At 53.7% G+C, this 11952-nt stretch carries 14 protein-coding genes; 11 read left to right on the top strand and 3 right to left on the bottom strand.

The features are described from left to right. The 11 genes from ACTTKG_RS05680 to ACTTKG_RS05730 all read left to right on the top strand — a co-directional run. The coding region (locus ACTTKG_RS05680) for a cell division protein SepF (protein ID WP_442673283.1) at positions 1-295 on the top strand (295 nt) is incomplete at its 5' end. A 10-nt stretch (positions 296-305) separates the two neighbouring features. Next, entirely contained in the window at positions 306-1103 is a 798-nt protein-coding gene (gene proC / locus ACTTKG_RS05685) for a pyrroline-5-carboxylate reductase (protein ID WP_442673284.1), read from the top strand. Between the two features lies 1 nt (position 1104). Continuing rightward, positions 1105-1890 carry an RNA-binding protein gene (locus tag ACTTKG_RS05690; protein ID WP_442673285.1) on the top strand — a complete coding sequence of 262 codons (786 nt, stop codon included), beginning with the start codon at positions 1105-1107 and terminating at the stop codon, positions 1888-1890. Between the two features lie 48 nt (positions 1891-1938). Then, positions 1939-2385 carry a signal peptidase II gene (lspA, locus tag ACTTKG_RS05695; protein ID WP_442673286.1) on the top strand — a complete coding sequence of 149 codons (447 nt, stop codon included), beginning with the start codon at positions 1939-1941 and terminating at the stop codon, positions 2383-2385. 2 nt (positions 2386-2387) lie between these two features. Continuing rightward, a complete protein-coding gene (locus tag ACTTKG_RS05700) occupies positions 2388-3296 on the top strand; it encodes an RluA family pseudouridine synthase (protein ID WP_442673296.1) in 909 nt (302 codons plus the stop codon). 62 nt (positions 3297-3358) lie between these two features. Next, positions 3359-3913 carry a bifunctional pyr operon transcriptional regulator/uracil phosphoribosyltransferase PyrR gene (gene pyrR / locus ACTTKG_RS05705; protein WP_442673287.1) on the top strand — a complete coding sequence of 185 codons (555 nt, stop codon included), beginning with the start codon at positions 3359-3361 and terminating at the stop codon, positions 3911-3913. Positions 3914-4019: 106 nt separating this feature from the next. After that, positions 4020-6092 (top strand): elongation factor G, encoded by a 2073-nt coding sequence (fusA, locus tag ACTTKG_RS05710; RefSeq protein WP_442673288.1) that lies wholly within the window; start codon positions 4020-4022, stop codon positions 6090-6092. A gap of 147 nt (positions 6093-6239) precedes the next feature. Next, positions 6240-7010, top strand: coding sequence for a glutamate racemase (gene murI, locus ACTTKG_RS05715; protein ID WP_442673289.1), 771 nt, complete (start codon positions 6240-6242; stop codon positions 7008-7010). 58 nt (positions 7011-7068) lie between these two features. After that, complete coding sequence (locus ACTTKG_RS05720; protein WP_442673290.1) at positions 7069-7461, top strand: thioesterase family protein; 393 nt, start codon at positions 7069-7071, stop codon at positions 7459-7461. After that, complete coding sequence (locus tag ACTTKG_RS05725; RefSeq protein WP_442673291.1) at positions 7458-8210, top strand: AzlC family ABC transporter permease; 753 nt, start codon at positions 7458-7460, stop codon at positions 8208-8210. The genes ACTTKG_RS05720 and ACTTKG_RS05725 overlap by 4 nt, the downstream gene beginning before the upstream one ends. Further along, positions 8200-8511 carry an AzlD domain-containing protein gene (locus tag ACTTKG_RS05730; protein ID WP_442673292.1) on the top strand — a complete coding sequence of 104 codons (312 nt, stop codon included), beginning with the start codon at positions 8200-8202 and terminating at the stop codon, positions 8509-8511. Before ACTTKG_RS05725 ends, ACTTKG_RS05730 begins: the two co-directional genes overlap by 11 nt. Before the next feature lie 128 nt (positions 8512-8639). On the opposite strand, the gene ACTTKG_RS05735 is transcribed toward ACTTKG_RS05730, so the two are convergent. From ACTTKG_RS05735 to hydF, 3 genes are all read right to left on the bottom strand, one after another. Continuing rightward, positions 8640-9494, bottom strand: a complete 855-nt coding sequence (locus ACTTKG_RS05735; protein WP_442673293.1) for a methyl-accepting chemotaxis protein — start codon at positions 9492-9494, stop codon at positions 8640-8642. 55 nt (positions 9495-9549) lie between these two features. After that, positions 9550-10398, bottom strand: coding sequence for a methyl-accepting chemotaxis protein (locus ACTTKG_RS05740; protein WP_442673294.1), 849 nt, complete (start codon positions 10396-10398; stop codon positions 9550-9552). Positions 10399-10620: 222 nt separating this feature from the next. Next, a complete protein-coding gene (gene hydF, locus ACTTKG_RS05745; protein ID WP_442673295.1) occupies positions 10621-11826 on the bottom strand; it encodes a [FeFe] hydrogenase H-cluster maturation GTPase HydF in 1206 nt (401 codons plus the stop codon). Positions 11827-11952: the final 126 nt, after the last annotated feature.

Here is an 11952-nt window from a genome sequence, read left to right on the forward strand (position 1 = left end):
TGTCACCGCCTACAAGATGAAGGTCGTCGTCATCGAGCCAAAGTCCTTTGACGACGCACAGCAAGTGGCGAACTGTCTGCGTGAAAAGAGGCCCGTCGTCATCAATTTCGAAAACACTATCGAAGAGGATGCCAAGCGTATCACAGATTTCATCAGCGGTACGATCTACGCCTTGAATGGTGAAATCAAAAAGGTCAGTCACAATGTCTTTTTCTGTGCGCCGAGCAATGTCAATATTTCGTATTCCGAAGATAAGAAATCGGTGTCGGCTGAAATGCCGTGGCTGAAGAAATAAGGCGGCTGCAATGAAACTTGCTTTGATCGGCGGCGGCATGATGGCGGAAGCTGTCATTGCCGGAGTTTTGCGCGAGAATGTGCTTTTGGCGTCGGATGTTTTTGTATCGGAGCATAAGGCGGCGCGTGCAGAGGAGCTGCGCAGGAAATATGGCGTACAGGCTTTTTGCAGTGCGGCGGCTTTTTTGGAAGATATGGACGTGGTATTCCTCGCTGTCAAGCCGAATGCAGCGGAAAAGGCGATGGAAGAGCTTCGCGGGCATTTGCGTCCCGACGCTGTTCTTGTCTCCATCGTGGCAGGACTGACGCTTTCCAGGATCGAGAACATGTTTCCGCAGCAGCCGGTCATCCGCGTCATGCCCAATACGCCGCTTGCCGTAGGCGCAGGGATGTCTGCCTATGCGCTCGGTTCGTGCGCAGAAGAAGCGCATGAAGAAAAGGTGCATGAGATTCTTGCGGCGGCGGGCAAGGTCGTCTGTCTTAAAGAATCTTTGATGGATGCTGTTACGGGACTGTCGGGCAGCGGTCCGGCGTTCGCTTTCCTTGTCATCGGTGCGCTCGCAGACGGCGGCGTGGCGGCTGGTCTGCCTCGCAAAGAAGCTCTGCTCATGGCGGCGCAGACGATGCTTGGAGCCGCTAAGATGGTTCTTGATACGAAACGGCATCCCGCAGAACTTCGCGACCAGGTTACATCGCCGGCGGGGACGACGATCGCCGGCGTGCGCGTGCTTGAGCAGCGTGCCGTGTGCGGCGCTTTTCTGGACGCCGTGCTTTGTGCGGCGGAAAAATCCAAGTCTTTAGGGGAATGATATGTCGAATAGAGAAAAAATCCTGCGCTTTTATCGCGGTTCTGAAGGCGAAGAAACGGCAGTAAAATTGGTGGATGCTGCGGAAAAGGCGATGAAGAATCAAAAGTTTCGCCTCACGGCGTTTCTTGATCCCTTTGGACAGGAGATCGCTGAGGTCGTGGCTGCAAACTTCGATGGCTTGAAGGTTTCTTTCAACGGCGGTTATTTGGGGGCGGAACGCCAGCGCGCCGTTTTTCAGCATGAAGATTTTCGTGGCGCGCCTGCATGGGAAATCGCTGTTGTAAAAGCGCAGTGGAAGGACGCGTTCACACATATTTCTCATCGCGATGTGCTGGGCGCTCTTATGGGACTGGGCGTTGAGCGCGAGATCATCGGCGATATTCAGCTGCAGCAGGGAACGGCAAAAATCGTTGCCGTTGAAAATATGACAGATTTTCTTCTGCAGAACTGTGTGCAGTTTGGCGCGGCGCATGTTTGCTGTTCTTTGGAAGAGTTGTCGTCGTTGACGCCGCGTGAGGAACGCTGCAAGGAGATCCGTGCGACCGTGGCTTCCCTGCGCGTTGATTCCATCGCCGCTGCAGGCTTTGGCATGTCTCGCAGCCGTGCGGCAGCGGATATTGCGGCGGAAAAGCTCAAGCTGAATTGGCAGTCCGTCAAAAACGCTTCGCAGTCTGTGAAAGAGGGCGATGCGCTCTCCATGCGCGGCAGGGGGCGGCTGGAAGTATCGGAGATTCGCGGACAGACGAAGAAGGGCCGCATCAGCGTTCTGCTCCATCGCTACTTATAACTGCGGTAAGCAAAGGTTTCGCCATATAGAAAGGGATGAGGCGTTCTCGTGCCTATTTTTCTGAGTATCGGTATCGTCGTTTTGGATCAACTCATAAAATTCATTGTTGCTCATGAAATGTTTCCGGGGATGTCCTTTCCCGTCATACAAGATATTTTTCATATCACGTTCGTTTTGAATCCCGGCGCCGCTTTTGGCATCCTTGCCCATCAGCGCTCTTTTTTTATCGTCATGGGGATCGCCATCGTCCTTCTGGGCATCGGTCTCCTTCCGTATATTCGCCGCCAATGTCCGATGTTTCGCTACGGCACGGCGCTTCTTATCGGCGGCGCCTTTGGCAATTTGATCGACCGCATACGTTTTGGTCATGTCATAGATTTCTTCGATTTTCGTATATGGCCTGTGTTTAATATCGCAGATATTGCCATCGTACTCGGCGTTGCCGCCATCATCTATGCGATACTCTTCAAAATGCACGCGGCGGAGAATTCATGATGATGGAAGAGTTGCTGATCGTCGATGAAGCATCTTGCGGGAAACGCCTCGATGTGTTTCTTGCCGATAAAAAAACGCAGTTTTCTCGCTCACATATACAAAAAATGATCGCCGACGGCGCCGTTCTGCGCAACGGCAGGGAAGCGAAGGCGAATGACAGGCTGCGCTCGGGCGACAGCCTTCAAGTGCGTGTGCTTGAAGCACAGGAATTAAAGATTTTGCCGGAGCCGATTCCGTTGGATGTATTGTATGAGGATCAAGATATGATCGTCATCAATAAGACGCGCGGCATGGTCGTTCATCCGGCGCCGGGCGTTTCGAGCGGTACGCTGGTCAATGCGCTGCTGTATCACTGTGGGGATCTTTCGGGCATCAACGGCGTCATTCGTCCGGGTATCGTGCATCGTCTGGATAAGGATACGTCGGGCGTCATGGTGGCGGCGAAAAATGATGCGGCGCACGTCGATCTCGCCGAGCAGATTCGCTTGAAATCGGCGCATCGAACATATCAGGCCTTTGTCTCTGGCAATATTGCGGAAGAAAACGGTGTGATTCGTGCGCCCATCGGACGTCATCCGACAGAGCGCAAGAAGATGGCTGTCGTGCCGAACGGCAAGGATGCGACGACGCTCTTTCGTGTCATGGAGCGTTTCTCTGCATATACCTTCGTCGAGTGCCGCCTGCAAACGGGACGCACGCATCAGATTCGCGTCCACATGGCGTACATCGGGCATCCTGTGCTCGGCGATCCGAAATATGGCAGGAAAGCGCCTTTTGCCATAGAGGGTCAGGCGCTTCATTCGTGTGAGCTTCTTCTTACGCATCCGCGTACGAAAGAACGTATGCGCTTTGCCGCGGATATGCCGCAGGATATGAAGAAGATCCTGCATGATTTACGGCGGGGTCGATGAGGTCGTCGGATATATGGTGAAGGCAACGCGCATCTTTGGATATGGGAGAGGAGAGGGATGACATGGCATCATGGGTGGACAAGACCGTTCTGATGGATGAGGATGCGATTCGCCGTGCATTGACGCGCATTTCGCATGAAATTGTAGAGAGGAACAAGGGAACGCAGAACATCGTCCTCGTTGGCATACGGAGTCGGGGGATTCCGCTCTCGGAGCGAATCGCGGCGATGATTGAGCGAATTGAAGGAATTCGACCGGCTCTGGGCATCCTCGACATCACGCTGTATCGCGATGATCTCTCGACGTTGTCGTATCAGCCTGTCGTGCGTGAGACGGAGATTCCTGTCGATATTACGGACAAGACCATCGTGCTCGTCGACGACGTACTCTACACGGGCAGGACGATTCGTGCGGCTCTCGACGCTTTGATTGATATGGGACGACCGAAGAGCATACAGCTTGCCGTCTTGATTGATCGCGGTCATAGGGAATTGCCGATTCGTGCAGATTTCGTTGGGAAAAATGTCCCGACTTCGTCGAAGGAAGAGATTCGCGTCATGCTGCAGGAACACGATGCGGATGAAAGAGTCATGCTTTCCGAGCGGAGAGATGGATGAAACCGCAGGGCGGGGGGATGGATCGAAAATAATCTTGCTGCAAAAAGCAGGATATATCGAGTATTCAGAGAATAAAGAAAACATAATATAACGAGGAGTTGATCAAATGAAAGAGTACGCAAGCACGAATATCCGCAACATTGCCTTGGTCGGGCACGGCAAATCGGGCAAGACGAGCATCGCGGAGGACTGCCTCTTCAATACGGGAGCGATCAAGAGACGCGGCAGCGTTGCCGACGGAACGATGGCGTCAGACTATGAGCCGGAAGAGACGCGGCGCGAGCTTAGTATCCAGACTTCGCTGCTCGCCTGCGAATGGCTCGATCATAAGCTCAACATCCTTGACACTCCGGGCTATCCCGACTTTGTCGGCGAAGTCAAGAGCGCATTGCAGGCGGCGGACAGTGCGCTTATCGTTATATCCGCTGTTTCGGGTATCGAGGTCGAGACGGAGAAGGTCTGGCGCTATGCGGAAGCGATGGATTTGCCGCGAGCGTTTTTCGTGAACAAGATCGACCGTGAACATGCAGATTTTCAAAATGTCGTTCAGGAGCTGCGGTTGCGTTTCGGTACGGGCGTCGTTCCTATCCAGCTGCCCGTCGGCAGGGAGGCGGCTTTCCAAGGCGTCGTTGATCTCCTTGCCATGACGGTTCGCATTAAGGAACGCGATAGGAATAACTGTGTGGCTTTAGATGAGATTCCCGAATATATGAAAGATGAAGTGGAAGAAGCGCGTCAGGCACTCATTGAAGGCGTCGCCGAAATCAACAACACGCTTCTCGAAAAGTATATTGAGGGCGAGGAGCTTGACGAACGCGAAGTGGCAGAAGCCTTGATTGAAGGCATCGAAACGGGCAAGATATTCCCCGTACTCTGCGGCTCGGCTTCTCTGAACGTCGGTATGCACGCGCTCTTGAACGATATGGTCGAATACCTGCCGGCGCCGACAGACCGTACTGTCGTGGGCACTTTGCCCGATGGAGAGGAATTGGCGGAGCGCGCGCCGCAGGACGCTTTTTCTGCACAGGTGTTTAAGACAATCGTCGATCCGTTTGTCGGACGATTGAGCTTCATCCGCATCTTTTCGGGTGAGATGAAGGGCGATGCTTCGTATTGGAATATTACGCAGGGACAGACAGAGCGAGTGAGTACGCTCTATACGATGCAGGGGAAGAAGCAGATTGCCGTCGCTAAGGCGCACGGCGGCGATATCGTCGTTGCTGCGAAGCTGCAAAATACGCGCACGTCGGATACGCTTGTTGCAAAAGAGGCGCCGCTTTTCTATGATGCGATTGAGTTTCCGACGCCCATGCTGGCGCAGGCGGTCTATGTGAAGAAAAAGGGTGAGGAGGACAAGGTTTTTGCCGCGCTCGCCAAAGAATGTGAAGAAGATCCAAGCCTTCGACTGGACAAGGATGCGGAAACGAAAGAAACCTTGATTCGCGGCATCGGCGAGGTTCACATCGAGGTTTTGCAGGAGAAGATGAAGCGCAAGTTCGGCATCGAAGCGATCTTCAGCGAGCCGCGCATCGCTTACCGCGAAACGATCCGCAAGAGCGTCAAGGCAGAAGGCAAGCATAAGAAGCAAAGCGGCGGTCATGGTCAGTACGGGCATGTCATGCTCGAAATTTCGCCGCGTGAAGCTGGTACAGGCAATGAATTTACGGAGAACATCTTCGGCGGCAGTGTACCGCGCCAATACGTTCCGGCTGTGGAGAAGGGGACGGCGGAGACGCTTGCCGCAGGCATCCTCGCGGGCTATCCCGTCGTCGATGTGAAGGTCAATCTCTACGATGGCTCTTACCACACCGTCGATTCTTCCGAAGTCGCCTTTAAGACGGCGACGGCGACGGCTCTTCGAAGGGGCGTTATGGAAGCGAATCCCGTGCTTCTTGAGCCGATTTATGAGATGACGGTTCAGGCGCCGGAATATTATATGGGCGACGTCATGGGACAGCTCAATGCGAAGCGTGCGCGTATTCTCGGCATGGAGATGATCAACAAGGATACGAGTGAAGTGCGTGCGCAAGTGCCGCTCGCATCGCTGCATAAGTATGCGACGGAGCTGCGTTCCTTGACGCAGGGGCGCGGCGCCTATACGCTGCGGTTCTCCCACTACGAGGAAGTGCCGGAAAAGACGGCGAATCAGTTGATTGAAGCGGCGAAGGCGCGCAGATGATTCTGCCGCTTTGGCATAGACGGTTTTTGCTCCCGATTGGAATGATCTGATCGGGAGCTTTTCTTGTCAATGGTTGATTTTTCGCGGCAAACTCATTAGAATAGGAAAGGATGAGTTCTTGGCATACGGGAAGGAGGATGGGAAAAGATGAGAAAGGAACAGCCCATCGGTGTTTTTGATTCGGGTCTCGGCGGCGTCAGTGTGCTGCGAGAGATCGTGTCTCTTTTGCCAGCCGAGGATTTCATTTATTTTGGCGACGCTGCGAATGCGCCTTATGGGGAGAAAACGGAGCGGGAGATTCGCGCTTTGACTACGGCGCAGATCGACCGTATGGCAGCGGCTGGGGTGAAAGCTGTCGTTCTTGCCTGCAATACAGCGACGAGCGCCGCCTGTGCGCCGCTGCGCCGCCGATACAGGCAGATCCCGATCATCGGCATGGAGCCGGCGCTCAAACCTGCAATCTTGAGCCGTGAGAAGCCGCGCGTCATCGTCATGGCGACACATGCGACGCTCAAGCAAAAGAAGTTTGCACGTCTCATGGAGCGATTCAAGGACGCAGGGGAGATAGTCAAACTGCCGTGCCCTGAGATCGTGGAGTTTGTCGAGCGCGGTGAGACGCACTCCGATGCACTCTTGCGGTATTTGAGGAAGCGGTTTGCCGATGTTTTGCAGACGCCGGCAGATTGTGTCGTGCTCGGCTGTACGCATTTTCCGTTTGTGCGTGATGCAATACAAGAGGTCGTGGGACAAGCGGTGCAGATCTTTGACGGGGCGGCGGGTACGGCGCATGAACTCAAGCGTCGTCTGCAAGAAGTGGATGCTCTGCGTGCAGATGGGGGCAGAGGTGCGATTGAGTGGCTGAGCAGCAGCTCGGATCCGCGCTACATTGAACGTGCGAAGATGCTTTACGCGCTGTAGGGTTCCTGTGAAATCTTGGTATGATCTTGTGAAGGGTTTATGTAGGGGGAATTTTATCATGACAGAAATGAAAATTACAGCTGGAATGAAGCGCGAGGTGACGACGAAGGTGACGGATGAGAATACTGCCATCGCGATGAAGAGCGGTTCCCTGCCGGTCTTTGCTACGCCTGCTATGACTGCCTTGATGGAGCAGGCGGCGGCAGAACTCGTCGATGAACTTGTGCCGGACGATTGGACTTCGGTGGGCGTTTCGCTTGACATTCAGCATAAGGCGGCGACTGCGCTGGGGCGCAATGTGCGCGCTGAAGCGGAGGTTGAGCGTGTAGATGGACGCCAACTGACCTTTGTTGTCAAAGCGTTTGATGATGCGGGGGAGATCGGTGAGGGACTGCATCAGCGTGTTCTCGTGAATCGTGAGAAGTTCATGGGCAAAGTGACGGCGAAATGACGAATTTGCCCTTCGGCGAAAAGACCACGAGGCAGCTTTTCCGTGAAGGTATGCGCGATGGCACCCCGATCGCGCTCGCTTATCTCGTCGTGAGTTTCACGCTTGGCATCACGGCGCATAACGCAGGGCTTGATGCTGTGCAGGGGTTTGCCGTCAGCTTCTTCAACCTCGCCTCTGCCGGAGAGTATGCGGCATTTACCGTCATTGCCGCAGATGCACCTTATTGGGAAATGGCGGCGATCACGCTCGTGGCAAATGCGCGTTATATGCTCATGAGCTGTGTGCTCAGTCAGAAGTTTTCTCCTGCGACGCCCTTCTATCATCGCCTTGGTATAGGCTTCGGCGTTACGGATGAGATCTTTGGCATTTCGATTTCGCGCCAAGGCTTTTTGCAGCCTGCCTATAATTACGGTGCGATGACTCTTGCCGTGCCCGTCTGGGCGTTGGGAACTTCGCTCGGTATCTTGGCGGGCGACATTTTGCATCTGTCTCTTCTGAGTGCCTTGAGTGTAGCGCTTTATGGCATGTTTATCGCCATCGTCATTCCGCCGGGAAGAGAGAATAGGGTTGTTCTTGGCCTTGTGTTCATCAGCTTTGCCTTGAGTTTTCTGGCGTCAAACATGCCGCTCGTTTCGGAGCTTTCCGGCTCTTCGCGAACAATTATCCTGACGGTACTCATATCGGGGGCGGCTGCGTGTTTCTTTCCATTGGCGGAAACGATCGAGGGGGAGCATGACCATGAAGCATGATATTTTCCTCTATATTCTCGTCATGACCGCTGTGACGCTTGCGATTCGCTTGTTGCCTTTGACGCTTCTGCGTCGTCCGATCAAGCATAGGTTCCTGCGCTCCTTTCTTTACTATGTACCTTATGTAACTTTGGCAGTTATGACATTTCCGGCGATCATCGAAGCTACGCAGACGCCGGCGGCAGGCGCTGCGGCGCTTGCCGTCGGCATCGCTCTCGCTTGGTATGGTGCGAGCCTTTTTCAGGTTTCCGCCGCCTGCTGCTTCGTCGTCTTTCTGGTTGAGTTTATTTTCGTATCGTAAGGAAAGGCGGATCATTTCAGTTATCTATATGTGCAAATTTAGGCGATCTCGTTTCATCCGTCTTTTTTAAAACAAAAATCCGCACGCTGCCTCTGTGTTCGGCAATGTGCGGATTTTTTGTTTTGGGTTTACTTTTTCAAACTGCTGACGAAGTTTTGCAGTTCTGTGATGATGTCGCGCACGCGAGAGAGGTTGGCTGTAATTTCTTCTGTAGAAGCAGCCTGTTCTTCGCTGATAGCGCCCGTCGATTCGATGGACTTGGAAATTTCCGTGACCGATTTATTCATCTCGGAGAGAGTTTCTTGAATCTTCTCTGTGGCTGTGCGGGATTGCTCGGCGAGCTTGCGTACCTCTTCGGCGACAACGGCGAATCCTCTTCCCTGTTCACCGGCGCGCGCCGCTTCGATGGCGGCATTGAGTCCAAGAAGATTCGTCTGTTGGGCGATCTCGTTGATGAAGTCGATGACCTTGATGGTTTCTGCATTGCGCTCTTGGAGCGTACCCGCCTGAGCGACGGAATCTTGTCCGATGCGTGCAAGCTCACTGGCGCTGTTGGCGACTTGCTCAATGGATTGATAGACCGTCTCTACCGAATTGGCGATGTGGTCGATGCTTTCGGCGATCTTATTCAGCGTGTCGCTGATCTCGTAGCTCGAAGAAATAACGATAGGAACGTCGCCGTTCGGTCCCGTAACAGGGACTGCTGTGATATAGACCGGTACGCCATAAACATTCGCGTCGAGTGCGGAAGATGTTTTGCGGCGTTCGTTAAATGCCGTCTGCACCATAGGAATGCCGCGCACGGAATCGCCGGGGGCGCTTTTGATGTGCAGGTTCTTCGCCGGAGCGACGTCGAGAATCATCTCGGGCGACGATATGACGAGCCGCGTGTCGTCGGGCAAAATGGGGTTCAGATAGGGCAGTACGAGTTTGAAAGCGTCGATGAGCTGTTCGTTTGTCTGGATATTTTCCGGCAATGCCATAGGGGAGACCTCCTCTAAATCGTCTTTATACTTACATGCAATAAAAGTGTGCAGTTTATTTGAGTTCTTTCACGAAGCGTTTCAAATCTTCGATGATATCACGCGAGGTTGAGAGACTTGCCGTGATTTCCTGCGTGGATGCAGCCTGTTCTTCGCTGATGGCGCCGGTCGATTCGATGGATTGGGAGATCTTCATGACGGCTTTGTTCATTTCGGAAAGGGTCGCTTGGATTTTCTCCGTAGCGGTGCGCGACTGTTCCGCCATCTTGCGGACTTCCTCCGCGACGACGGCAAAGCCCCTGCCTTGCTCACCGGCGCGTGCAGCCTCGATGGCGGCATTGAGACCGAGGAGGTTTGTTTGCTGAGCGATGCCGTTGATGAAGTCGATGACCTTGATGGTTTCTGCGTTACGTTCCTGCAAAATGGCAGCTTGCGCAACGGATTCCTGTCCCGATCTGGCAAGTTCGTCAGCGCTTTCTGCGACTTGCTGAACGGAAGCGTAGACGGTCTGTGCCGCTTCCGAGATGCGCTCGATGTTTTCGAGTACGGTTTCCGTAGCGCTGGGACGGAAACCGCAGGCGACGACGCCGATGATTTCACCGTTTATACCGAAGATCGGCGTGGCGGCAGTCCGCAATGCAACGCCAGCGACTGAGGCGTCCATATCGACGAATGCGGTGTTCCGGGTGCGAACCGCTTCTTGGAGTACCGGATGATCGACCATAGAATCTCCCACGTTCAGCGGGATGGAAAAACTCTTGGCGGGTACGAAAGCAAGGCAATTCGTTCCATCGGAAAGAACGGATGCGATGTCAGCTTCCACGACTTCGTTCAGATAGGGGAGTGCGGCCTTGAACGCATTGATGATGTCTTCATTTGTCTTGATGGTTTCCGGCAGAGCCATGAAATATTACCTCCTCAAAAATCGGGGAGTAGCGATTTCGCGCTCTGTCCGTCGCGATTGCATTACTCCTTAGGACGAAAGACTAGAAGTCTTCCTCGTGTAAACTTTCGTTTCTACTTGTAGTGTTTCTAGGTAAAGCGCGAAATCCCTGCTCTCACAAAGATGAAAGTCATAGGAATTTAAGAAAAAATCTCATATATTTAATAAAATAAGAAAAATATCCTATGCTTTTAATTTTGCGATAAGGTGCGGAAACAGTGTCAGGCTGCGATGGAGGATACCGTGCAGATGCGCGATGAGTATGCCGTAGTTCGTCATGGGGACGTCCTGATCTTTGGCGCATTTCATGCGGTAAAGCATTTCGCGCGGATTCAGCATACAGCCGCCGCAATGGACGATCAGACGATATTTTTGCAAGTTTTCGGGGAATGTTTGACCGCTCGACGTTTCGAAACGGAGTTTTTTCTGCGTGTATTCGGTGAGCCAATGCGGGATTTTTACTGTGCCGATGTCGTTGCATTGACGGTGGTGTGTACAGCCTTCAGAAATAAGCACCGTGTCGCCGTCCGCAAGGCGCGTGAGTGAAGCGACGCCGTCCACAGCAGCGGCAAGAAAACCTTTGTAACGCGCCATAAGGATGGAAAACGAGGTCAATGGTACGGTTTCGGGTATGGCAGCCGCAGCCTTTTGGAAGATTTGGCTGTCGCATATAACGAGGTCTGGCGCTTTTTTTAACCGGTGGAGCGCAGCGGTGATTTCCGTTTCCTGACAGACGAGGGCGAGTGCATTTGCCTCAAGGATGTCGCGAATTGCCTGTTGCTGCGGCAGGATGAGGCGACCCTTTGGCGCGGCTTTGTCCATAGGGGTGATGAGCAGCACGAGATCCTGTGGGAGAAGCAGGTCGCGCACGAAGGAGCGCGGCTTTTCCTGCGGAATGAGCTGACCGAGCTTTTCTTTGAGCGCTTCGATGCCGCGCCGTTTCACGGCGCTGACGCAGAGGTCGGTTTCTGGACAGGATGCGGCGGAACTCGTTCCATCATCGCATTTATTTCTTACGATTAGATAGGGGATGTTTTTCTCTCGGAAGATTTTCAAAAGTTCTTGATCGGCGGACGTGATTCCAAGGATGTCGTCGAGGACGAGGACGGCGATGTCCGTCTTATTCAATATGCGGCGCGTTCTCTTGACGCGCAGATCGCCTAAGGCGCCTGTATCGTCGAAGCCGGGCGTGTCGATGAGCAGGACGGGGCCAAGCGGCAGAAGTTCCATCGCCTTGGTCACGGGATCGGTCGTCGTGCCTTTTTCGGGAGATACGACGGCGACGTCTTGGGCGGCTATCGCGTTGATGAGACTGGATTTTCCTGCGTTGCGGCAGCCGAAAAAGCCGATGTGCAGGCGCTCGCCTGCAGGTGTGTCGTTGAGGTTCATCGTTGGTTCCTTCCCCGTTTCTATTTGTTTTGCAGGTTTTGCATGGCAAAGAGCGCTTGCCCGACGGCGATTCCGCCGTCATTCGGCGGAATGAAGCTGTGCCTGAGGACGCGGAAGCCGTCGGCT

Origin of the sequence: Selenomonas sp. (assembly GCF_052169755.1) — a bacterium.
GTDB lineage: Bacteria > Bacillota > Negativicutes > Selenomonadales > Selenomonadaceae > Selenomonas.